We start from the raw sequence: 22,089 nt of genomic DNA, 5'->3' as shown, positions 1-22,089 counted from the left end.
ATTTATGAAAAAGGTTACAACCTTATATTGTTATTAGCATTAATTTATAAATGTTTATTTTTAGGTTGAGAGGTTCAAAGTTGCAAAGGTTCAAAGTTTATATTTGAAACATATTTCAAGTTTTTCACCTATTTTAAATCTTTGCTTCTTTGAACCTTTGCAACTTTGAACCTTCTCCTGTAATTTATCAACAAAACATTTAACTCTCACGTTGTAGTGATGCATTTTTGAAGTTAAAAAGTGTAAATCAAAATTTGTGTTCTTTGGGTTGTAGAAAATAAACTAAATTTAGGAATTAGTTTTTGGATTAGAATTTAAGTTTCTGGTTCAAGAAAGTATGTCTTAGATTTAAAAATATGATAAAAAGTAAATTATTTGCTGTTGGAACAGCCGTAACAATTTTGTTTTCGGGCTGTAAAACAAAAGATTTAAAAATGAGTGAAGTAAAAGAAGAAAATTCAAAAGAACATAAAATTGTTGTGTATCAGGTTTTTACTCGATTGTTTGGGAATAAAAATAAAACCAATAAACCTTGGGGAACGATTGAAGAGAATGGAGTAGGGAAGTTTAATGATTTTACTGATCAAGCACTTAACGAAATTAAAGATTTAGGTGTTACCTACATTTGGTATACCGGCGTTCCGCATCATGCTTTGGTGGGTGATTATACAGCATACGGAATTTCAAATGATGATCCAGAGGTAGTAAAAGGTCGTGCAGGATCGCCTTATGCAGTTAAAGATTACTACAATGTAAATCCAGATTTGGCAGTAAATCCGGCAAATAGACTGCAGGAATTTGAAGATTTAATTGCTCGAACGCATAAAGCGGGTCTAAAATTAATTATTGATATTGTTCCCAATCATATCGCGAGAAAATATGAAGGAAAGAATAATCCCGAAGGTGTTAATGATTTTGGTGCCGATGATGATGTAAATGTTGAGTACAAGAGAGATAATAGCTTTTATTATATTCCAAAAACACACTTTGAAATTCCTGATGGAGATATTCCGTTAAACGGAGAAAAAAATCCTATGGTTGATGGTTATTTTGATGAAAATCCTGCAAAATGGACAGGAAATGGTTCTCGTAAAGTAAAACCAGATCAAAATGACTGGTATGAAACTGTAAAAGTGAATTATGGTGTTCGCCCTGACGGTTCGAAAGATTTTCCAGAGCTTCCAGCTGGATTTGATCAGAAATCATATCAAGAACATTTTGCATTTTGGCAAGATAAAGATGTTCCAGATTCTTGGAAAAAATTCAAATCAATCGCTTTGTATTGGACAGCAAAAGGTGTTGACGGTTTCCGTTATGATATGGCCGAAATGGTTCCGTATGAATTTTGGAGTTATATGAACTCGGCGATCAAAATGAAAAATCCAAAAGCTTTTTTATTGGCAGAAGTTTATAATCCAAATGAGTATCGAAATTATATTCGTTTAGGTAAAATGGATTATTTATATGACAAAGTTGAAACGTATGATAAGCTGAAAGATATTATTCGTGGGAAATCTACTCCAGATGGATTGTCGGATATCCAAAAAGGAATGTCAGATATTGAACATCATATGCTTCACTTTTTAGACAATCATGATGAGCAGCGTTTGGCTTCACCTGAGTTTGCGGGAACACCAGAAAGAGGAAAACCTTTAATGGTGGTTTCAACAACGTTAAGCACGTCACCTACCATGATTTATTTTGGACAGGAAGTAGGAGAGGCTGGAAACGAAAATGCGGGTTTTGGCACTCGTTCGAGAACTTCTATTTTTGATTATATTGGAGTTCCAAATCATCAAAAATGGATGAATGATGGTAAGTTTGACGGCGGACAGCTTTCGGAATCAGAGAAAAACTTGCGAGATTTTTACAAGCGCTTATTGAATTTCTCTATAAAGAGCCCGGCTTTAATGGGAAGTTTTCAGGAAATACAATCTGAAAATCGTCAAAATAATGTTGGATATGACGAATTGCTTTATTCGTACGTTCGCTGGTCAGAGAATCAAAAACTTGTTATAATTGCTAATTTTTCTTCAGAAAAAACTAGTGAATTCGAATTGAAAATTCCTGCTGATGTCATTGCAAAATGGAATTTAAAAGACGGAGAGTATAAACTTACTGATCAATTGTATCAGCAAAATGCTGTAGTGCTAAAAGTAGAAAATGGAGTAGGCAAGGCTAAAATTAAAATACTGCCTTCTGAATCATTTATTTTTGAGCTGCAATAATTAAAAAAGTTGTTTGAAGTGATTAACTGATTCTTCAAACAAGCTTTTTAGATGTCTTTTAAAAGCGAAAGGATTTCTGTAATCGAAAATTTCGCACCGCAGACAAACTCATCTGAAGCTCCGTAATAGATCGTCAGTGTTTCTCCATCGAGATCTAAAATATGGCCATTTGTAAATACAACATTTCCAAAAAAGCCGCTTAATTCATAATTTGTTTTGGGAAACATAATTGGGTCTTCTGTTCTAGCCAGAACTTTTGTTGGGTCTTCAAGATCCATTAAAAAAGCACCTAAGCAATATTGATGATTTTCATTAGCTCCATGATAAATTTCTAACCAGCCTTTTGCGGTTTTTATTGGCGCAGCGCCAGCACCAACTCTTTTACTGTCCCAATATTCTTTTCTGGTTTTGATAATGCAATGATGATTTCCCCAGTGAATGCCATCTGGTGATGAAGCTATCCAAATATAATTGCCTCCAATATCTACGCTGCTGGGACGGTGTAAAGCATAGAATAATCCGTTTATTTTTTCTTCAAAAATAGCACAGTCTTTATTGTGAGGAGGTAATATCATGCCGTGCTTTTCAAATTTTTGCCAATCTACAGTAGTTCGTAAGCCAACACCAACACCATTTTCTGATACAGAAGTAAAAGTCAGATAATAAACTTCATCAATCAAGACAACACGGCAATCTTCGATTCCAAACGTTTCCAGTATGCCTTCTCCAACTAGGGGTGGGTAATTTTCTGGTTCATAAAAAGTGCGTCCATCTTCACTGCACAATAAACGAAGATGCGAAAGTGTGGTTAAATAATCGGCACCTTTATAGTTTATTACTCTTGCGTCTGTTGCTATTAATTCGGGATCGTCTTTTTTAATCTCAATGATTTCAATAGTCCCTTTATTGGTCAATATTGGAAAAGAGATGCTGTTTTCGATTTGTTTTGGTTGTTCAGCAACTCTTACAAGGAGCCAAATTTTATTTTGAAATTGAAACACTCCAGGATTTAAGAGGCAAGTAATTTCCAGTCCTTCTTTGCTTGGAGTTAGATCGGAAGGCGAGAGCAGCGGATTTTCTGTAAAGCGAATGGCTATATCTTTCATGCATTGTATTTCTTTAGTAAATAAAAAAAGCTGATACATAATTTGTATCAGCTTTTTTTTTATGTTATACTTTTTTTACTTTTTTCAAAGCTTCAATGTAGTATTCGTTTACTTTTTCCCAGTTTATATGTTCGTAAAAAGCATCGATATAACTTCCTTTTCTATTTTGATAATCCAAATAATAAGCATGTTCCCATAAATCAATTCCCATAATCGGCGTTCCTGGAATTAACGCATTTTTCATTAATGGATTATCTTGATCTTCTGTTGTTGTAATTTGTAATTTTCCATATCTGTCAACAACAAGCCAAACCCATCCAGAGCCAAATTGTTTTTCAGCTTGTCCCTTAAACTGATTGGTTAAGTTGTTAAAAGATCCAAACTCTTTATTAATAGATCCTGCTAGAGTATCTTTTGGAGTTTGTTCTTTTTGAGTTAAAATGTTGAAATAAAGAGTATGATTGTAATATCCCCCAGCATTCTGACGAAGTTTTGCGTTGCTTAAGTCTATTTTTTTTAGAATGTCTGCAATTGGCATATTTTCATACTCAGTCGACACAATTTCTTTGTTAAAATTATTCGTGTACGTTAGATAGTGTTTAGAATAATGTGTTTCTAAAGTCAATGATCTTATTGCAGGAGATAATCCGTCATATCCAAAAGGAAGTTTCGTCATTTCAAATGAGCCTGGATCTGCCTTTACATCATTTGGCGACCCGATCATTATTTTTTCCTCTTTTGTAGGAAGAGGAACCTCGACAACTTCAGTTAGTTTATTATCGTTACAAGAAAATAATAGTAAAAATGAAGGCAAAATGCTGAAAAGGACAATGTTTTTCTTCATAATGTTAATTTATTTTGATGTTAATGAATTGATGATCTCGATATAGCACTCTTTAGCTTCATCAACAGAAATATGGCTAATCTGCATCCAGGCATTGGTTTTGAAAGCATCTCGTAAATCAAAATTCTCAGATTGATTGTACACGGCAGTTCCAAAAGTCGCTTGTTTGTAGTAGGCATAAAGTCTTAACTGCACATCTTGCGGCAGTGAGGCTTGAGTCATTTTTAGAGCAGTTTCAACAGCCTCTGAAAAACGAGTATCTAAATCTTTTTTTGTCATTTAAGCTTTTGTAGCGATAATAGTTTTTCCGCCAATTGCTTTTTGGTCCAGAACCACATTGATTGGCGTACCTAAAGGTAAAAATAAATCTACTCTCGAACCAAATTTTATAAACCCGGCATCAGTACCTTGAATAACCTGCATTCCTTCTTGAGCGTAATTTACAATTCTGCGTGCCAAAGCACCTGCAATTTGTCTGTATAGTACTTGACCAAAAGTATCATTTTCGATTACCACAGTTGTTCTTTCGTTTTCTTCACTAGCTTTTGGGTGCCATGCAACCAAAAATTTACCAGGGTGGTATTTGCTGAATTTAATGATTCCGTCCATTGCGTAACGTGTAACGTGAACGTTTATTGGCGACATAAAGATAGAAACTTGTAAACGTTTATCTTTGAAATATTCTCCTTCATAAACTTCTTCAATAACTACCACTTTTCCGTCAACAGGAGCAAGGATATGATCGCTGTTTCTAACCGCAATTCTTTTTGGGTTTCTGAAAAATTGTAAGATGATAATTAAAATCAATAATGCTGCTATTTGAACAAGCATTCTCAGCCAATTGATATCTATAAATCTATCAGCAATTACAAGTACGGCAACAGTAAAAACTGTTCCTAATAAAATAGATGGGGCTCCTTCTTTATGAAACATAATATAAAATTTGATAAAATAAAAATATAATTGGTGCTACAAATATAACACTATCTAATCGATCTAAGATACCGCCGTGTCCCGGCATGATAGAACCGCTGTCTTTTACGCCGGCAATTCTTTTAAATTTTGATTCAATCAAATCACCAATAGTACCAAAAACACTTACAATTAAAGCGATTATAGTCCATATTAAAATAGATTTTGCGCTAAAAGCTGGATTAGGCTGAATGTATAATTTTGAAATCAAAAAACCTGCAAAAGCGGCAAATACAGCTCCGCCAAGAAATCCTTCAATTGTTTTTTTAGGAGAAACACGCTCAAAAAGTTTGTGTTTTCCCATCGACTTTCCAACTAAATAAGCGAAAGTGTCATTAGTCCAGATTAAGATGAATAAACCAAGAATAATTTTTGGGTTATAATCGTTAGTTCCAAAGGAAATTTTGACAATAAAAACAAAAGGAAGTGTAATGTATCCTAATAAATACAAGTATTTAGATGAGATGCTTACTTTTTGAACGGAGTCGTAAAATAAGAATAGAATACATTTAATTGAAACCACAATTGTAACAGCAAGAAGTATTAGGTCTAACTGCTGTATATTGAGTTCTAAGTTTAAATTTGATTTGAATAAATTGTTTAAGTACGCGGCCGTTTGTTTACTGTAATGGCTCACAAGTACTATAGCGCTGTAAAGCAAGGTTCCAAATAAAATTGAAAAGACTTTATTAAGATTTACTAAGTTAGAAAACTCATAAATCGTAATAACTAGAAAAATGCCAAAAAGGAGGATAAAGCTTTCAGTCGAAAACAAGATTGAAGTTAATAACAGAGCAATATAAACAGCACCAGAAATGGTTCTCTTGAGTGTTTCATTCATCTTAAAGATCTTCTAAGAGCAGTAAATACAAATTCTTGGCAACACTTCCGTATTGCGTAAAATCTTCTTCTTTTGCTTTTTCGAAATATTTTATTGTGGTAATATTAGTTGGAATATCTCTATCGTATTTACGTTTAATGGCTGTTAAACCATCACTTTTCATAGGTAGAATTTGACTTGTAGTGGCAATGATTACAATGTTTGCCGGTAACTCGTTTGGCTTGTTTTGTCTAATTTGTTTTGATGAAAATAAAATTGAACCTTCATCGGCTATAAGATTTTCACAGACCGCTAAAAGAAATTTTGGTTTAGTAGGTGCAGTATAAAATAATTTATTTTCATCTAATAAATTAAATAGAGCTGGTTCGTAGCATAATACTTCACTTTCAAACCAATCATTCTCTTCAAGGATATTTTCAAACTGTTCAGCAAGTTCTTGGTTGTTTTCGCAATACAAGAATTTTCCGCCATTTTTTTTGAAATTGAAAATGAATTGTTCGTCAAGAGACAAATGACTATTTTGGACTGGATTTCCTCCATATTCACTTTCATGTTCCTCGTCAGAAGCGGATTCACTGGACCCAAATATTTTTTTGAAAAAATTCATTTTTATATGAAATGCTTTACATGTTAATTGAAAACGTTCAAAGATAAAAAAATCTTAATTCAAAAGGCTATTTTGAATTAAGATTTTAAAAAATATTACATATTTCCTGATTAATTTACGAAACCACTTCTTCTAAATTTTTATCAAAAGTACGTTTTCCGAAAATTGCTTCTAAGTCGTCTTTAAAGATAACTTCTTTTTCTATTAAGATATCAGCAAGCTGATTTAACTTGTCTTTGTTTTCTTCAAGAATCTCAATTGCTCTTTGGTATTGACCTTCAATTAATTCTGAAATTTCTTTGTCAATAATTTTAGCAGTTTCGTCAGAATATGGTTTTGAGAAATTGTATTCGCTTTGTCCGCTTGAATCGTAATAAGTAACATTTCCGATTTTATCATTCAAACCATAAATCGTTACCATAGCACGAGCTTGACGTGTTACTTTTTCTAAATCGCTTAAAGCACCAGTAGAAATTCTGTCGAAAGTTACTTTTTCAGCAGCTCTTCCTCCCATAGTAGCACACATTTCGTCTAACATTTGATCTGTTCTAACGATTTGTCTTTCTTCTGGTAAGTACCATGCAGCTCCTAAACTTTGCCCGCGAGGTACAATAGTTACCTTAATAAGTGGTGCTGCGTGTTCCAGCATCCAGCTTACAGTAGCGTGACCAGCTTCGTGAATAGCAATTGCTCTCTTTTCGTCTGGAGTAATAATTTTGTTTTTCTTTTCTAAACCGCCAATAATTCTATCTACAGCATCAAGGAAATCTTGTCTGTCAACTGCGGTTTTGTTGTTACGAGCTGCAATTAAAGCGGCTTCGTTACAAACGTTTGCAATATCAGCACCTGAGAATCCTGGAGTTTGTTTTGCTAAGAAATCTAAATCAAGACCTTCAACTTTTTTGATTGGTGCTAAATGCACTGCAAAAATTTCTGCTCTTTCGCGAATGTCTGGTAAGTCTACAAAAATTTGTCTGTCAAAACGACCTGCACGCATTAAAGCTTTGTCAAGAACATCAGCTCTATTGGTTGCTGCAAGAACAATTACGTTAGAGTTTGTACCAAAACCATCCATTTCAGTCAATAGTTGGTTCAAAGTATTTTCTCTTTCGTCATTTCCGCCTGACATATTGCTTTTTCCTCTTGCTCTACCGACGGCATCAATCTCATCAATAAAGATAATAGCAGGAGATTTTTCTTTAGCTTGTTTGAACAAGTCACGTACACGTGATGCACCAACTCCAACAAACATTTCTACGAAATCAGAACCTGATAATGAGAAAAATGGAACTTGCGCTTCGCCTGCAACAGCTTTAGCTAATAATGTTTTACCAGTTCCTGGAGGTCCTACAAGTAAAGCTCCTTTTGGAATTTTACCTCCAAGATTAGTATATTTTTCAGGGTTTTTAAGGAATTCTACAATTTCTTGAATTTCTTCTTTTGCACCTTCTAAACCAGCAACATCTTTAAATGTAGTTTTGATATCTGTTTTCTCATCAAAAAGTTTTGCTTTCGATTTTCCAATGTTAAAAATTTGTCCGCCGCCGCCTCCAGCACCGCCTGACATTTTACGCATAATAAAAATCCATACACCAATAATGATGATGATTGGAAGCAGACTGATTAAAATGTCGCTCCAGTTGTTTTTTTGCAAGAAATTGAAATCTTTCAGTTTGCCTTCGCCAACTGCTTTTTCAAGTTTTGTTTGAAAGATTTGATCGTTACCAATTTCCAAAGTATAGTGTGGACCTTTGTTTGGTCTTTCAAAAATATCTTTAGAAACTTTTTTATTTGCAGCATCTTTAAGAGCTGCTTGAGTTAAGTAAACTTCGGCCTCAGCTTTGTTATAAACGATAACTTTTTCAATTTGACCTTTCTCTAATAAAGTATTGAATTTAGATGAAGTTAATTGAGCAGGTTCGCTCATACTTGATCCACCAGTTGCAAAACTTATAAATAAAAAAACTAGAAGTATTGCGGTGTATATTAACCAAGGACTTATTTTAAATTTACTCGGATTTGGATTATTATCTTTAGCCATTAGAAAAAATTTTCTTTAGTATTTGTTTTCGATTGTAGTTATTTTGGCATCACCCCAAAGACTCTCGATATTGTAGTATTCACGAATGTGCTTCTGGAAAACATGTACCACGATGTGCACATAATCCATCAGAACCCATTCTGCATTATCGGTTCCTTCTACGTGCCAAGGTTTGTCTTTTAAATCTTTAGAAACTGTTTTTTGAATTGAGTTGACAATGGCGTTAACTTGGGTATTTGAGGTTCCGTTGCAAATTACAAAATAGTCGCAAACCGCCGTATCTATATCTCTTAAGTCAAGAATATCGATGTCATTTCCTTTTACTTCTTCAATCCCTTTGATTATGTTCGCCAATAGAACATCATTATTAATAGTCTTTTTCGCCATGAATTATTTTATATGAATTTGTAAAGTTACCAAATTTTGTGATTATTTTTGATGCTTAACAAAATATTAAATTAAGTTATTTAAATTATTTAGATGAAACTAATCAAACTCGATGCCATAGATTCTACAAATGATTTCTTAAAATCATTGTCAAGTCAAGATGAACTGGAGAATTTTATGGTCGTAACTGCTGAAAATCAAACAAAAGGCAAAGGACAAATGGGAGCGAAGTGGGAGTCTGAGTTAGGTAAGAACTTAATTATGAGTGTCTTGGTAAAAGATTTTGTATTTGATTATGAAAGGGTTTTTAATTTAAGCATTGTTGTTTCTTTAAGTGTTTTAGAAGTCTTAAAAGAATTAAATATTCCTGAATTATCTATAAAATGGCCAAACGACATTATGTCATATAATAAAAAAGTAGGTGGCATACTTATCGAAAATACCTTAAAAAGTGATGGCAGAATTGTGTCAGTTGTCGGATTAGGGTTAAATGTCAATCAAACTAATTATGATGAATTGCCAAATGCTTCTTCGCTTGCCGTTATTTCTGGCAATACTTTCGATAAAGAATCTTTAGTAGTTTTGATCGTTGAAAAAATGAAGCAGAAAATAGATTTATGGCAGTCATCAGCTTCATTTTTCTGGGACGATTATTTTAATTTCTTATTTCGAAAAGGAGTTCCAATGCCTTTTAAAAACCTTAATCCAAAAACATCGGGACATAATTTCATGGGAATTATTCAAGGAGTATCTTCAGTTGGTAAATTGCAAGTTTTGTTAGAAGATGATTCAGTTTCCGAATTTGATATTAAGGAAATACAGATGCTTTATTAGTGAAAAGGTTCTCAGGCTCTAAGATACTAAGTTTCTGAGTTTTTTTTAACGTAGAGACGCACTGTAGTGCGTCTGATTTATGTTGATTTTTTTTGCCACTTCTGATAGTTATTGGGATACACGGATTTAAAGGATTCATTAAAATTTAAAAGAAAAGTATAAATGGGCTTAATCTGCAAATTCTTTATGGAGTGAAATCTTAAAGCCTCAATGCTTTTGCTGGTTTTGGAGCTATTTTTCTGTTCCAATACATAATGTAGATTGTTCCTAAAATAGAGGGAGCCATCCATGTAATGATATTTCCTAATCCAATTCCAGCCACTATAAAAGCTGTTATAGAGGCAATCAATGCACCAATCATTTTGCCAATATGTTTAGACAGCCATTTTTTCTTTATTTCCGAGACGTTTTTGAAGAAAATAAAATCCTTTAGAGTCATATAAAATCCAAAAGCGCCAAAGAAAGTAAATAAAATACCATTTTCAACAGAATTCAATTGGCAATACAATCCAATAGAAATCATTAGCACAGAAAAGAATAACATACTTCCTGAAATTAGTTTGTCTGTAAAATCAGCTTTTTGTTTGTGTTTAAAAGTTAAAGCTCTATTTCCAGAAATAACCAGGTAAATAGTAAATAAACCAATTAAGAACAAAAAGATATTTTGATGCTTTGGCATCCAGCAAATCGGAATAGAGATAAGTGAACTAGTAATCATTCCGATAGAGAAAAGTTTCCCCATTCTTTTGTGTAATACACCGCCTTCTTTAACGATGATGCTTCCAATTCCAGTAATTAGCCCAATTCCGCCAAAAAAAGCGTGAATGTAAATTAAGATCTTAATAGTTGATTCCATTTTGTGGTTTGTTAGTTTTGATGGATCAAACTTCGGGCAATAATTTATTTTGTAATAATTTATAGTACTGAACTGTATTTTTTTGAGGATGAAATGTTTTTTTGGAAGGTTCTGAGGCTCTGAGTAACTAAGGTTTTAAGGTTTTAAATTGACATGACAAAAAAAAAGTCCAATCATTCGATTGGACTTTTTTTTTTATAATTCACAATTAATAATTCACAATTAATAATTCACCATTATTAAAGTTTCGTCATATTAGTTGCTAGAGTTTCAATAAACTTACTGATAGGTCCTTTGATCATCATTCCCATCATAGCGTTAAATTCACCATCAAATACTAATTGAACAGCACTTTCTGAATCAGAAACACTGTCAATATTTGAAACTAAAGTAAATGGAAGTTTATCGCTTGCAGCACCCAAAACAATTTTGTTTGGAGCTGTTTTTTCTTTCATTTTAAGTTTTATTTCCGGCATACCTTTCAATCCAAAAATAAAAGCGTCTTCGCCAATTACTTCAAATTTAGCAATATTATCCGGCATTAATTTTTCGAAATTCTTAACATCAGTCAATAAATCAAATAGATCCTGAGCTGATTTCTGAACTGTAACTTTTGGACTTTCTAAGTTCATATTTTTTTGTTTTGTTATTTGTTTTTTACTGCAAATGTTTTTTTACCGCAAAGAATACAAGGTTTTTTATATTACTTTGACTTTATTTAAGTTCGCAAAGCTGGAATTAAAAAAGAGCGAAGCGATTTTTAGAAAATCTAAAATCTAAAATCTAAAATCTAAAATCTAAAATCTAAAATCTAAAATCTAAAATCTAAAATCTAAAATCTAAAATCTAAAATCTAAAATCTAAAATCTAAAATCTAAAATCTAAAATCTAAAATCTACTCTGGTTGTCCCCAAGTCGATGGACTTTCGTTCCATTCAAGCAAAGTCGATTGTTGATCTTCGGTAATGTATTGTTTTTGAACGGCTAAATCAAGCAGATTTTCGTAGTTGCTTAATGTATACAAATCGATATTAGCGTTTTTGAAGTTTTCTTCGGCAACATTAAAGCCATAAGTAAAAATTGCTGCCATACCTTTAATGTTCGCACCTTCATTGCGTAAAGCTTCAACAGCCATCAAACTGCTGTTTCCAGTACTAATTAAATCTTCAACAACAACAACATTTTGTCCTTTTTGTAAAAAACCTTCAACTTGATTTTGTCTTCCGTGCTTTTTTGCTTCTGGACGCACGTATACAAACGGCAGTCCAAGACTTTCAGCTACCAGAATACCAACTCCAATCGCTCCAGTAGCAACACCGGCAATTACGTCAGGTTTTCCAAATTGTTTTTCAATGTTTTTCGCAAACTCATCACGAACGTAATTTCGGATGCTTGGAAATGAAAGAATTAACCTATTATCGCAGTAAATAGGAGATTTCCAACCAGAAGCCCATGTAAAAGGATTTTCGGGATTCAATTTAATTGCATTTATTTGCAAAAGCAATTCGGCTGTTTTTTCGGCAGTATCTTTATTAAAAATCATAGTACAAATGTATAAAGTTTTTGTGAACGACAAACCACTTTTTTTGACAAATGAAATCTCAAGAGAGACTGATTTTCAATTATTCTTGTTAGAGAGTATTGATATTGAGCAGCTTATTGTCAAAATGTTTCAAAATAAAATTCAAAAGGCTTATTTGTATCATCCTGACGAAAAGGAGATTATGAAGACTCTTAAAGCCAAAATTCCTGTAAATAAAGCTGGAGGCGGTTTTGTCTACAATAAAAAAGGAGAGGTTTTATTTATCTTTAGAAATGGAAAATGGGATTTGCCAAAAGGCGGTATCGAGAAAGGCGAAGAAATCGAAGCAACTGCAATGCGCGAAGTTGAAGAAGAAACGAGCGTAAACCAACTTCGAATAACAAATAAACTGCAAAAGACGTATCATATCTTTAAACGCAACGGAAAATATAAACTCAAAATCACGCATTGGTTCGAAATGCATTCTGATTTTGAAGGAACTCCACAAGGTCAGCTTGAAGAAGGAATCGAAAAAGTGGCGTGGCTGAATCCTGAACAAATCAAAGAAGCTTTAAAAAATTCTTACGAGAATATTAAATTATTATTTGAAGAAGAAAAAAAGGTTAAAACAGATTAAAGTTTATTTTCTAGATATAGATTTTTTTTGTAGTAATAAGCTGAATATTAGAGTGTAGAAATTAAATTTAATTTGTATTTTCGTTTACATGTAAATTAACTCATTAAATGTAAATTCTATGTCATTTCAAGCGTATTTAAAGACAATTAAAGAAAAAACGGGCAATGGTCCAGCTGAATTTAGAGTTTTGGTAGAACAAAAAAGCTTTACATTAGACGGGAAACTTAAACCCGAAGTAAAAGCCGGCGAAATTGTAAACTGGCTTAAAGAAGATTTTGATTTAGGGCAAGGACATTCAATGGCAATTTACGCTTTGCTAAAAGGTATTAAAAACGAAAACAGCAAATAACGATTATTAAAATCGAGACGTGCCACCAAGTAAAAAAGACCCAATGAACATTGTGTTCATTGGGTCTTTTTTTAATTGGAAGTTAACTTTGATTATGATTTAGATTAGACTAAAGAGTGGACGCTCTTGCTATTACAACTTTTTGATTAAAAAAAGCTCTACAAAACACGATAAACAGGATATTGCAAATGCGCCTTTTCATAATAAACAGAATGTTTGTAAATCCAGTTTAATTGCGCGTCAGGATTTTTTGCAAATTCTTTATCAGTTTGTTTTTTAGCTTCTAATTCTGCTTTTAGAGTTGGACTCTCTTTTAGAAGTTTTGCAGCCGTATCTTCAAAAATATATTCTGAATAATGTTCTTTTTGCTGTAAAATAGGATCAAAAAAATTCCAGTTAAAGAACGAATCAACGCCTTCTGGTTCAAAAGCTTCTACAAGATATTTTACACCTTTTTGGTTTGTTGGAACCAAGTAATCTCCTTTGGCGAAAGCCATTTTTATAACTTTAGAAGTTACTGCGGTATTGTAGTGTAAATAATGTCCTTCGTACGCGTTTGGAACCGTTTTAAAATCAGCAATTTTGTAGCTTTCAATTTCTATAATCGTATCGTTTTTAAGCTGAGAATAGGAGATATTGTTATTCTTTAAAAGATCAATAATATTCCAATATCCACGCGGAATAATATAAGCAGTTGGAATCACAACTTCTTTCACAGACTTGAATTCTTTGATATAGGGAACGTCTTTTTTATACGGTTTGTTTCGGTCATAATACAAACGGTCTCCTGTTGTGGCTTCACTTTTTTTGTAACCTGCTTCATATCCTAAAAATGAAAAAGTAGTGGCTTTTGTGCTATCCAATTCCCATTTTAATGTATAGGATTTTTTAGGTTGATATTGCTCTAAATTTTTTACTCTTAAATCTTTTATTTTTTGATAATTCGCATCGGTAAAATCCAAAGTCGATTTTGTGTATTCGTAGGTCATTTTTACACGTTCGGCATATTTTTTCAGCATATGTGTTTCAACGACAAAACCAATTGTATTAAATAGCGATGTATAGCCTGTTGTATATCTTGGGTTATCTACAAATTGTCCAAAACCTTTGTCTGGTGTATCTTTAAAAGAATCTACATACGGCGTTGTTTCAATTTTCTTTTTCTGTAAATCTTTCACCAAAGCGGGCATCATTTCGACATTCATAAAATCACCCAAAACGGTTCCTAACTTATTATGCTGTGTCATAATATAGGTTAATTTGTATTGATAATCAGATCCGTTGCTTACGTGATTATCGATAAAAACATCAGGATTTATTTTTTGGAAAATTTCGACAAAGCTTTTTGTATTTCGAGTGTCGGATTTCATCAAATCGCGATTTAAATCATAGTTTCTGGCGTTTCCTCTAAAACCATAAATTTCAGGACCATCTTGATTGGCTCTTGTAGTCGAGTTTCGGTTTAAAGCGCCGCCAATATTGTAAACAGGAATGGTAACTAAAACGATGTTTTTTGGTGCTTTTATTTTTCCAATTGCCAAATCTCTGTAAAATTGCATTGTGGCGTCGATTCCGTCAGGTTCACCGGCATGAATACCATTATTGATAAAAAGAACGGCTTTGTTTTTCTGAATTTTATCAAAATCAAATTCTTTGTCAGGATTGTAAACAATCATGTGCAAAGGTTCTCCAGAATCTGTCAAACCCATTTCTTTCATTTGAATCGTTGGAAAGTCAGTCGCTAATAGTTTGTAATAGGCAATAGTTTCTGGGTAAGAAGCCGCTTGATTTCCGTTTCCTTTTTCGAAAAATGTATCATATTTTTTATTGTTTTGAGCGCAAATGGTTATTGTAAAAAGTGAAAAGAGAATGGTAAAAAATTTCATGGTTAGGTTTTTAATAGGAATCAAATATATGATTTAGTTTTATTTGTTTCAAGTTTCAAGTCCTAGGTTTGATCTACTTTGTATGTAGTTTTACCGCAAAGAGCGCAAAGTTTTATATAGTTTAGTTTTTATAAAAAAGCGCAAAGAGTTCGCAAAGCTTTATGTTTAAACTTTGCGAACCTTGCGTATAATCATTGCGTGCTTTGCGGTTAAACAACTTGAAACAATGGAAACATGAAACCTGAAACAAAACTTTTTTCCCTACTTTTGCAAAATGAATAAAAAACACCATTCCAACAATATACTTTCGAATTTAGGTATTGAAAGTTTAAACGAAATGCAGGAAATGGCGCAAGATGCCATTTTGAACGAAAACAATGTTTTATTACTTTCTCCAACAGGATCAGGAAAAACGTTGGCTTTTTTGCTTCCTATTTTAGAATTATTACAGCCTGAGATACTTTCAGTTCAATGTTTAATTTTAGTGCCTTCGCGCGAATTAGGGCTGCAGATTGAACAGGTTTGGAAAAAAATGGGAACACAGTACAAAGTAAATATTTGTTACGGAGGTCACTCAATTGATACTGAAATTAAAAATTTGAGTAATCCGCCGGCCGTTTTAATTGGAACTCCAGGAAGAATTGCAGATCATATTGACAGAGACACTTTTAGAACAGATAAGGTTCAGACTTTAATTTTGGACGAGTTTGACAAATCGCTTCAATTAGGGTTTCATGAGCAGATGTCTTATATAATTGGCAGATTGCCAAAAGTGAATAAAAGAGTTTTGGTTTCGGCAACGTCTGATATTGAGATTCCAAAATATACGAGAGTGGTTAATCCAACTGTTTTGGATTTTATTCCTGAAGAAGAGGAAAAGACTAATCTTTCTATGAAAATGATTTTGTCTCCTTCAAAAGACAAGTTAGAAAGTTTGTTTAATCTGATTTGTTCTTTAAAATCGCAATCGGCTATTATATTTTGTAATCACCGTGATGCTGCAGAACGTATCAGCGACACTTTGAACGAAAAAGGAATTTATGCTACGTATTATCATGGCGGAATGGATCAGGATGAACGTGAACGTGCTTTGATTCAGTTTAGAAACGGAAGTGTGAGTTATCTTGTTACAACAGATCTTGCTGCACGCGGATTGGATATTCCCGAAATGAAACATGTTATTCATTATCATTTGCCTTTAAAAGAAGACGAATTTACACATCGTAACGGACGTACTGCACGTATGCAGGCAACGGGAACGGCGTATGTTATCGTTCATGAAAGTGAAAAACAATTGGATTATATCGATTATGATATGGAAATCCTTGATGTGAAGAATACGACAAGTCTGCCAAAACCACCCGAATTTCAGACTATTTATATCAGCGGTGGTAAAAAAACAAAACTGAATAAGTTTGATATTGTTGGTTTCTTTTCTCAAAAAGGAAAATTGGAAAAAGGCGATTTGGGACTTATCGAGGTAAAAGATTTCGTTTCGTTTGCGGCAGTAAAATTTGGAAAAGTAAAAGAGCTGCTTAAGAACATTAAAGATGAAAAAATGAAAGGGAAAAAGTTTAAAATCGAGGTGGCTCGTAATGTGGTAAAGAAAGAGGAGGAGAAGAACAATAAATATTAAATGGTATAAATTGAGGGTAATTTACCAGTTTTAATTTTATGTGATTGTATATCAGGTTTTTAGTTAGTTTATGCTTGAGGTTTGTGATTTTATGTTAAAAAAATAATGATTTGATAGGTGTTTTTTCATTATTTCTGTGTTTTTTTGTTGCAGTAAAAATTATAAATCCCAAATTTATTATGAAAAGAACTATTACCATTGCCGTTTTGTTCTTTAGTCTTGTGTCGTTTGCGCAGATTAAGGTTCTTGAAACAGTTCCTGTTGAAAAATTAGGAAAAGTAAATAACAATTACATTCAGAAAATTGGCGATGAATACACAGTGTACTACACTAGTATTCAAAACGATGACGAAGACGCATCAAGTTTAAGAAAATTTACCTTCAAAAATGTTGACAACGATTATGTAAATCTTTACAATATTATTGTAAATGGTTTTACAGCAACTCCGTTGTATGATATAAAATTAGAATTACCAAACAATTATATTTGGTTACACTATACAGGAAACGTTGTTCCAGATAAAGCAACAGTTCAGTTTATGGTTTCAAGCAAAGATAAAGATGCTGCGACAAACAATGTTTCTGAGCCGTTGATCAAAGAGCAAATCAATAAATTATTTCAAAGATAACTTTTAGTTTCAGGTTTCAGGTTTAATTTGTTTCAAGTTACTTCCAGAACCATAAAATAAAAAAGGCTGTTCAAAATTTTGAACAGCCTTTTTTTGTTTCAAGTTTCAGGTTTTAAAAGTCAAACAAAAGCCTTTGCAACTTTGCCCCTTTGTAACTATGAACCTAAAAAAAAACTATATTTTCTTCACATATTGTGTAATAATAACAATCTGCTGACCATCTACTTTTCCTTCAATATATTCGGCATTTTCATGGTCAAGACGAATGTTTCTTACTGCGGTTCCTTGTTTGGCAACCATACTTGATCCTTTTACTTTAAGATCTTTGATTAAAACAACTGAATCTCCGTGTTGTAAAACTACGCCATTGCTGTCACGGTGAACCAATTTGTTTTCGTCGTCTTCGCCTTCGCCTGTAGCTTGTGCCCACGCCAGTGTATCTTCGTCTAAATACATCATGTCAAGTAATTCCTGCGGCCATCCTGCAGCGCGCATACGGCTTAGCATTCTCCAAGCTACTACTTGTACAGCGACATTTTCGTTCCACATACTGTCGTTCAGACATCTCCAGTGATTTAAATCGACGTTGTCAGGATTTTCAATTTGGTCAATACAGGTAGTACAAGCTAAAATACTTTCGTCAAGACCGCCTTTTTGAGTTGGTAATACTTGATATACTTTTAGGTTTTCTTCAGCGCCGCAAAGTTCGCATTTAGATCCGCTTCGTTTGTTTAATTCTCTTTCGATACTCATTACTTATTATTTATTTTAAAAATGCGAAATTACTTATAATATAGTTTCATTGCAAGTTTATATTTTGGACAGTTTTTTTTGGGGTAGACTAATTACAATTTTCAATACATAATAAGTCGCAATTGTATGTTTTGGTTTTAAAATCTTTTTGGGTTACTTCTGTTTTTTCAGAATACCCAACAATGTTTGGATATTCGAATGGCATTAATACTTTATTTCCTAATGATAAGATGCCATATTTATTATTTAATTGCGCAATCACTTTGTTACAAGATATGTATAATTGCTCATAAAGAATGGGAATTATTACCTTATTATTTTTGTCAACAAGCCCATATTTAGAATTTAGTTTGACAACAAATAGATTCTCGTTTTGAGAAACGTCTTCATACATAAATGGAAATAATAGATTGGAAAAATCGTCATTCAAAACTAATGTCTCTTTATCACCTTTTTTTATTCGTGTGAATTGTCTGCTGTACATATCAAATTTTTCAAAACCGAAATTGGTATTTAATTTTTTAGTTCTGAAATTATAAAAATGCTTTAAATTATTGATTGTTAAAACTGCAAAATCTGCAGTTATTATCTCGATATTTTGATATTTAATTGGAATTACTTCTTTTTCACTTAAATCAATCATACCGTAAAGATCTCCTTCTTTAACTATTAAAAAATTTTCTTTTTTAGGGTTTTCAATCAAGCGCTTGTATTCGATATTGTCATATTTTGCTTGAATAAGAACATTGTTTTCACTGTCTATTATGCCTTGTTTTTTGTTTTTATAGAAAACATAGAAAGTTTTTTTATCTGAAATATAGTCCCCGTAGATTTCAAAACTTTTATCTAAAACTAAAGAATCTGAAATGATTTTATTATTTAAAAAATAATTTGTTTTGTTGTTTTTAGAAAGAACGAGAACGCCATTTTTCTTTTTTATCTCATCATAATCAATTGGAATTATTTCCTTTCCTAAATAATTGAATACACCTTTTTTACTGTCTTTTTTTACAATAAATTCTTGGTTATAGGACTGAGAGAATTCGATATTGTCAAATTCAACAGGAAGTATTTCTCCTTTGGGTATACTAAATACTCCTTTTTTTTGATTTTTGGTGACTGCCCAGAATTCATTGTAAATTCTTTCTGTTTTATTAAAATTAATAGGAATCAATATCTTACCATAATTAGAAACAACACCCCATAGTCCTTTTTTTTTAATAAAAATAAAATCTGATTTTTTCTTCTGATAAAGACTGTCTATATCTGAAATTACTATTTTCCCATCTTGATCTGTTAATTGAAATGTTTCTCTTTTTTTACTTATTAAAACTTGACTTTGTGATGCGGTTAATGAGATTTCTGAATTAACTTGAGAGTAAGAACTATTTATAAATAAAATTGTAAATAAAACCGAAATGTATAATTTCATTGTTTAAGTTTAATTTGATGATGACTTAGATATCTGGAGCTAAAATTATTTTTTAACTCTAACCGCTTCTGGAACGAGCATTTCATATTCGCCGCCATTACGCAGTACATCACGAACAATGCTTGAACTTATATACGATGTACTTGCAGCAGTTAATAAAAAGACAGTTTCAATTTTAGAAAGTTTTCTATTGGTGTGCGCAATGGCTTTTTCAAATTCGAAATCGGCAGGGTTACGCAAACCTCTTAATATGAAATCGGCTTTTTGTTTTTTAGCTAAATCTATGGTTAAACCTTCATAAGTGATAACTGAGACTTTTGGTTCGTCTTTGAAAGTTTCTTCGATAAAACGTTTTCTTTCTTCTAATGAAAACATGTATTTTTTTTCGGCGTTTACACCAATTGCAATTACGATTTCATCAAATAAAGAAATTCCTCTTTTGATAATATCTTCGTGACCTAAGGTAATTGGGTCAAATGATCCTGGGAATAGGGCTTTTCGCATTTTTTTTCTTTTAAGGTTTAAAGCTGCAAAGGCACAAAGGCGCAAAGGCTTTTATTTTGTTACAGGAATTTTATATTCTGATTCTTGTGGTTCAGTAGGATATTTATTCCGTTTTATTTTAATAATTTCATCATTATTATAAAGTCGTTTTAAATCTCGTTTTGAATATGATACTTTTCGATTAGAATAATTCTCAGCTTTATCTAGATCGTCAAGTTCATAAGGTAAATAGACATAAAAATCATTATGTGTTGTATAAATGCTGTCAACAGTTATTTTGTTTATTTTCAGAGTTGAATAATGACCGTTTGAATATTTTAAATTATAAACATCTCCGATAATCGGTTTTTTTATAAGTAATTTAGTTTCGTCATTATCTGATAAAAATGTACTTATTGTAAAAAAGAGAAATAAAATTATGATAAATGAACCTGAAAAAAGCCATAGAGAATTGCTTAATTTTTCATTTGCTAATTTTTGCTGGCAGTTTTCATTTAGATCTTCATAATCAAAATTTCCATCACAATGATTACAGTTAATGAAAACAGATTTTCCAACTGGAAATAAAGGAATTAAAGTGAGATGGACATATTTTTTGTAAATGCTGAAATGTAAAGAGTTTTCTGTTTTACATTTTGGACATTTTTCATTAGATATAATTCCGTTTTTTACATTCGAATCTCTAGTTCCAACTAAAATTATCATTTTTATTAAGGTTCTTTATTATTGATTTTTTTTCTTTTACTAGTTAAAAAGTTATAAGTATTAAATTATAAAAAAGAAAGTGCTAAGATCTTAGAACCTTAGCACCTTAGTATCTTAGCGTCTTTAAGAAAGAGCTAGTTCAATTGCATTTGTAAACAAATCTTCGAGAGAAATTCCGGCGGCTCTTGCTTGCTGCGGAATCAAACTTTCTGTTGTTAAACCCGGAATTGTATTCATTTCTAGCATATACGGTTCGTTGTCTACAATGATAAATTCACTTCTTGAGAATCCTTTCATTTTTAGCACTTCGTAAGCACGTTTGGCAACATCGCTTACTTTTTGTGTTAATTCATCAGAGATTCTGGCTGGTGTGATTTCTTGTGATTTTCCTTCGTATTTCGCTTCATAATCGAAGAAATCATTATCAGATACGATTTCGGTAATTGGTAATACTTTAATTTCGCCTTTGTAATTGATTACGCCGACAGAAACTTCGGTTCCGTCAAGGAAACTTTCAATAATGATTTCGTTATCTTCTTTATAAGCAACTTCAATAGCAATTGGAAGTTCAGCTTCTGTTTTTACTTTTGAAATTCCAAAACTAGATCCAGCTTTGTTTGGTTTAACGAAACATGGCAAGCCTACTTTTTTAACGATTTCCTCGGTATTGATAACATCACCTTTGTTTAAGTAATATGAAATTGCTGTTTTGATTCCGTACGGTTTTAAAACAGATAACAAATCTCTTTTATTGAATGTTAAAGCTGATTGATAGTAATCGCAAGAGGATTGCGGAATTCCCAATAGTTCAAAATAAGCCTGCATTAAACCATCTTCTCCTGGAGTTCCGTGTATAGCATTGAAAACACAGTCGAAAGTAATTTTCTGATCGTTTATAGTTACAGAAAAATCATTTTTGTCGATTGCGTATTCCGCTTCTTTTTCGTCTACATATACCCATTTTTCTTTAAAAATATGAATACGGAATCCGTTGTATTTTGTTTTGTCAAGATATTGATATACAACGTTTCCGCTGATAAGCGAGATTTTATATTCGCTTGAATATCCGCCCATGATGATGGCAATGTTTTTCATTCTATGATGTTTATTTGTTTAATCGTTTGTTTGTTTAACTGTTAATTCGTTTAACTGTTTGTTTGTCACGAAATTTCTCAAATTTTTACGAATTGTTTTTTATTCGTTTTATTTGTCAGGCTGAGCGGAGTCGAAGCACCGTTTGCTGAATCACTTTGCGGAGGCTTCGACTATGCTCAGCTTGACAATATTGTGGTTGCGTTATTAAAATAAAGAACAAAAATT

23 protein-coding genes are annotated in these 22,089 nt (G+C 32.4%); 6 read left to right on the top strand and 17 right to left on the bottom strand.

Annotation, left to right across the window (positions count from 1 at the left end; all coding sequences use genetic code 11):
- Positions 1-356: 356 nt before the first annotated feature.
- Entirely contained in the window at positions 357-2,228 is a 1,872-nt protein-coding gene (locus tag B0A75_RS00415; protein WP_089052319.1) for an alpha-amylase family glycosyl hydrolase, read from the top strand.
- 47 nt (positions 2,229-2,275) lie between these two features.
- Here the strand turns inward: B0A75_RS00415 and B0A75_RS00410 are convergent, their stop codons facing one another.
- The 8 genes from B0A75_RS00410 to rsfS all read right to left on the bottom strand — a co-directional run bounded on the left by B0A75_RS00410 (position 2,276) and on the right by rsfS (position 9,026).
- Complete coding sequence (locus B0A75_RS00410; protein WP_089052318.1) at positions 2,276-3,334, bottom strand: glycoside hydrolase family 130 protein; 1,059 nt, start codon at positions 3,332-3,334, stop codon at positions 2,276-2,278.
- Between the two features lie 64 nt (positions 3,335-3,398).
- Positions 3,399-4,178 (bottom strand): superoxide dismutase, encoded by a 780-nt coding sequence (locus B0A75_RS00405; RefSeq protein WP_089052317.1) that lies wholly within the window; start codon positions 4,176-4,178, stop codon positions 3,399-3,401.
- A gap of 9 nt (positions 4,179-4,187) precedes the next feature.
- Positions 4,188-4,457: an acyl-CoA-binding protein gene (locus B0A75_RS00400; protein ID WP_089052316.1), complete on the bottom strand. Its 270-nt coding sequence runs from the start codon at positions 4,455-4,457 to the stop codon at positions 4,188-4,190.
- Positions 4,458-5,111: a phosphatidylserine decarboxylase family protein gene (locus B0A75_RS00395; protein ID WP_089052315.1), complete on the bottom strand. Its 654-nt coding sequence runs from the start codon at positions 5,109-5,111 to the stop codon at positions 4,458-4,460.
- Positions 5,101-5,991: a phosphatidate cytidylyltransferase gene (locus B0A75_RS00390; protein ID WP_089052314.1), complete on the bottom strand. Its 891-nt coding sequence runs from the start codon at positions 5,989-5,991 to the stop codon at positions 5,101-5,103. Before B0A75_RS00390 ends, B0A75_RS00395 begins: the two co-directional genes overlap by 11 nt.
- Before the next feature lies 1 nt (position 5,992).
- Positions 5,993-6,598, bottom strand: a complete 606-nt coding sequence (locus tag B0A75_RS00385; protein WP_089052313.1) for a lactate utilization protein B/C — start codon at positions 6,596-6,598, stop codon at positions 5,993-5,995.
- Between the two features lie 115 nt (positions 6,599-6,713).
- Positions 6,714-8,639 (bottom strand): ATP-dependent zinc metalloprotease FtsH, encoded by a 1,926-nt coding sequence (gene ftsH, locus B0A75_RS00380; protein ID WP_089052312.1) that lies wholly within the window; start codon positions 8,637-8,639, stop codon positions 6,714-6,716.
- 15 nt (positions 8,640-8,654) lie between these two features.
- Complete coding sequence (gene rsfS / locus B0A75_RS00375; RefSeq protein WP_026729351.1) at positions 8,655-9,026, bottom strand: ribosome silencing factor; 372 nt, start codon at positions 9,024-9,026, stop codon at positions 8,655-8,657.
- A 93-nt stretch (positions 9,027-9,119) separates the two neighbouring features.
- Here rsfS and B0A75_RS00370 point away from each other — a divergent pair, with 93 nt between their 5' ends.
- Positions 9,120-9,860, top strand: a complete 741-nt coding sequence (locus tag B0A75_RS00370) for a biotin--[acetyl-CoA-carboxylase] ligase (RefSeq protein WP_089052311.1) — start codon at positions 9,120-9,122, stop codon at positions 9,858-9,860.
- Between the two features lie 199 nt (positions 9,861-10,059).
- Here the strand turns inward: B0A75_RS00370 and B0A75_RS00365 are convergent, their stop codons facing one another.
- The 3 genes from B0A75_RS00365 to pyrE all read right to left on the bottom strand — a co-directional run bounded on the left by B0A75_RS00365 (position 10,060) and on the right by pyrE (position 12,259).
- Complete coding sequence (locus tag B0A75_RS00365; RefSeq protein ID WP_089052310.1) at positions 10,060-10,716, bottom strand: hypothetical protein; 657 nt, start codon at positions 10,714-10,716, stop codon at positions 10,060-10,062.
- 239 nt (positions 10,717-10,955) lie between these two features.
- Positions 10,956-11,348: an orotate phosphoribosyltransferase gene (locus B0A75_RS00360; RefSeq protein ID WP_089052309.1), complete on the bottom strand. Its 393-nt coding sequence runs from the start codon at positions 11,346-11,348 to the stop codon at positions 10,956-10,958.
- Positions 11,349-11,611: 263 nt separating this feature from the next.
- A complete protein-coding gene (pyrE, locus tag B0A75_RS00355) occupies positions 11,612-12,259 on the bottom strand; it encodes an orotate phosphoribosyltransferase (RefSeq protein WP_089052308.1) in 648 nt (215 codons plus the stop codon).
- A gap of 7 nt (positions 12,260-12,266) precedes the next feature.
- Here pyrE and B0A75_RS00350 point away from each other — a divergent pair, with 7 nt between their 5' ends.
- Both B0A75_RS00350 and B0A75_RS00345 read left to right on the top strand, forming a co-directional pair.
- Entirely contained in the window at positions 12,267-12,875 is a 609-nt protein-coding gene (locus B0A75_RS00350; protein WP_089052307.1) for an NUDIX hydrolase, read from the top strand.
- 118 nt (positions 12,876-12,993) lie between these two features.
- Positions 12,994-13,224 (top strand): DUF4287 domain-containing protein, encoded by a 231-nt coding sequence (locus tag B0A75_RS00345; protein ID WP_089052306.1) that lies wholly within the window; start codon positions 12,994-12,996, stop codon positions 13,222-13,224.
- 158 nt (positions 13,225-13,382) lie between these two features.
- Here B0A75_RS00345 and B0A75_RS00340 read toward each other — a convergent pair whose 3' ends face one another.
- A complete protein-coding gene (locus B0A75_RS00340) occupies positions 13,383-15,110 on the bottom strand; it encodes a M14 family metallopeptidase (protein WP_089052305.1) in 1,728 nt (575 codons plus the stop codon).
- A 274-nt stretch (positions 15,111-15,384) separates the two neighbouring features.
- Between B0A75_RS00340 and B0A75_RS00335 the strand changes: the two genes are divergently transcribed.
- Positions 15,385-16,746, top strand: a complete 1,362-nt coding sequence (locus tag B0A75_RS00335; protein WP_089052304.1) for a DEAD/DEAH box helicase — start codon at positions 15,385-15,387, stop codon at positions 16,744-16,746.
- Positions 16,747-16,925: 179 nt separating this feature from the next.
- Positions 16,926-17,375 carry a hypothetical protein gene (locus B0A75_RS00330; RefSeq protein ID WP_089052446.1) on the top strand — a complete coding sequence of 150 codons (450 nt, stop codon included), beginning with the start codon at positions 16,926-16,928 and terminating at the stop codon, positions 17,373-17,375.
- A gap of 174 nt (positions 17,376-17,549) precedes the next feature.
- On the opposite strand, the gene B0A75_RS00325 is transcribed toward B0A75_RS00330, so the two are convergent.
- The 5 genes from B0A75_RS00325 to B0A75_RS00305 form a co-directional block, all read right to left on the bottom strand.
- Positions 17,550-18,128: a PhnA domain-containing protein gene (locus B0A75_RS00325; protein WP_089052303.1), complete on the bottom strand. Its 579-nt coding sequence runs from the start codon at positions 18,126-18,128 to the stop codon at positions 17,550-17,552.
- Between the two features lie 88 nt (positions 18,129-18,216).
- Entirely contained in the window at positions 18,217-19,560 is a 1,344-nt protein-coding gene (locus B0A75_RS00320; RefSeq protein ID WP_089052302.1) for a WG repeat-containing protein, read from the bottom strand.
- Between the two features lie 45 nt (positions 19,561-19,605).
- The gene (gene coaD / locus B0A75_RS00315; protein WP_089052301.1) at positions 19,606-20,064 is read right to left on the bottom strand and encodes a pantetheine-phosphate adenylyltransferase; all 459 of its coding nucleotides are present in this window, start codon (positions 20,062-20,064) and stop codon (positions 19,606-19,608) included.
- A gap of 51 nt (positions 20,065-20,115) precedes the next feature.
- Positions 20,116-20,769 (bottom strand): zinc-ribbon domain-containing protein, encoded by a 654-nt coding sequence (locus B0A75_RS00310; RefSeq protein WP_089052300.1) that lies wholly within the window; start codon positions 20,767-20,769, stop codon positions 20,116-20,118.
- Positions 20,770-20,892: 123 nt separating this feature from the next.
- Positions 20,893-21,864 carry a D-alanine--D-alanine ligase gene (locus B0A75_RS00305; RefSeq protein WP_089052299.1) on the bottom strand — a complete coding sequence of 324 codons (972 nt, stop codon included), beginning with the start codon at positions 21,862-21,864 and terminating at the stop codon, positions 20,893-20,895.
- Positions 21,865-22,089 lie beyond the last annotated feature (225 nt).

Origin of the sequence: Flavobacterium oncorhynchi (assembly GCF_002217355.1) — a bacterium.
Taxonomy (GTDB): Bacteria; Bacteroidota; Bacteroidia; order Flavobacteriales; family Flavobacteriaceae; genus Flavobacterium; species Flavobacterium oncorhynchi.
This window is presented reverse-complemented; position numbering and strand designations above follow the sequence as displayed.

Excerpts from the sequence above, each read along its gene's own strand:
- B0A75_RS00415 (WP_089052319.1), top strand. The coding sequence starts at position 357 with ATGATAAAAAGTAAATTATTTGCTGTTGGAACAGCCGTAACAATTTTG.
- B0A75_RS00410 (WP_089052318.1), bottom strand. The coding sequence starts at position 3,334 with ATGAAAGATATAGCCATTCGCTTTACAGAAAATCCGCTGCTCTCGCCT.
- B0A75_RS00405 (WP_089052317.1), bottom strand. The coding sequence starts at position 4,178 with ATGAAGAAAAACATTGTCCTTTTCAGCATTTTGCCTTCATTTTTACTA.
- B0A75_RS00400 (WP_089052316.1), bottom strand. The coding sequence starts at position 4,457 with ATGACAAAAAAAGATTTAGATACTCGTTTTTCAGAGGCTGTTGAAACT.
- B0A75_RS00395 (WP_089052315.1), bottom strand. The coding sequence starts at position 5,111 with ATGTTTCATAAAGAAGGAGCCCCATCTATTTTATTAGGAACAGTTTTT.
- B0A75_RS00390 (WP_089052314.1), bottom strand. The coding sequence starts at position 5,991 with ATGAATGAAACACTCAAGAGAACCATTTCTGGTGCTGTTTATATTGCT.
- B0A75_RS00385 (WP_089052313.1), bottom strand. The coding sequence starts at position 6,598 with ATGAATTTTTTCAAAAAAATATTTGGGTCCAGTGAATCCGCTTCTGAC.
- ftsH (WP_089052312.1), bottom strand. The coding sequence starts at position 8,639 with ATGGCTAAAGATAATAATCCAAATCCGAGTAAATTTAAAATAAGTCCT.
- rsfS (WP_026729351.1), bottom strand. The coding sequence starts at position 9,026 with ATGGCGAAAAAGACTATTAATAATGATGTTCTATTGGCGAACATAATC.
- B0A75_RS00370 (WP_089052311.1), top strand. The coding sequence starts at position 9,120 with ATGAAACTAATCAAACTCGATGCCATAGATTCTACAAATGATTTCTTA.
- B0A75_RS00365 (WP_089052310.1), bottom strand. The coding sequence starts at position 10,716 with ATGGAATCAACTATTAAGATCTTAATTTACATTCACGCTTTTTTTGGC.
- B0A75_RS00360 (WP_089052309.1), bottom strand. The coding sequence starts at position 11,348 with ATGAACTTAGAAAGTCCAAAAGTTACAGTTCAGAAATCAGCTCAGGAT.
- pyrE (WP_089052308.1), bottom strand. The coding sequence starts at position 12,259 with ATGATTTTTAATAAAGATACTGCCGAAAAAACAGCCGAATTGCTTTTG.
- B0A75_RS00350 (WP_089052307.1), top strand. The coding sequence starts at position 12,267 with ATGTATAAAGTTTTTGTGAACGACAAACCACTTTTTTTGACAAATGAA.
- B0A75_RS00345 (WP_089052306.1), top strand. The coding sequence starts at position 12,994 with ATGTCATTTCAAGCGTATTTAAAGACAATTAAAGAAAAAACGGGCAAT.
- B0A75_RS00340 (WP_089052305.1), bottom strand. The coding sequence starts at position 15,110 with ATGAAATTTTTTACCATTCTCTTTTCACTTTTTACAATAACCATTTGC.
- B0A75_RS00335 (WP_089052304.1), top strand. The coding sequence starts at position 15,385 with ATGAATAAAAAACACCATTCCAACAATATACTTTCGAATTTAGGTATT.
- B0A75_RS00330 (WP_089052446.1), top strand. The coding sequence starts at position 16,926 with ATGAAAAGAACTATTACCATTGCCGTTTTGTTCTTTAGTCTTGTGTCG.
- B0A75_RS00325 (WP_089052303.1), bottom strand. The coding sequence starts at position 18,128 with ATGAGTATCGAAAGAGAATTAAACAAACGAAGCGGATCTAAATGCGAA.
- B0A75_RS00320 (WP_089052302.1), bottom strand. The coding sequence starts at position 19,560 with ATGAAATTATACATTTCGGTTTTATTTACAATTTTATTTATAAATAGT.
- coaD (WP_089052301.1), bottom strand. The coding sequence starts at position 20,064 with ATGCGAAAAGCCCTATTCCCAGGATCATTTGACCCAATTACCTTAGGT.
- B0A75_RS00310 (WP_089052300.1), bottom strand. The coding sequence starts at position 20,769 with ATGATAATTTTAGTTGGAACTAGAGATTCGAATGTAAAAAACGGAATT.
- B0A75_RS00305 (WP_089052299.1), bottom strand. The coding sequence starts at position 21,864 with ATGAAAAACATTGCCATCATCATGGGCGGATATTCAAGCGAATATAAA.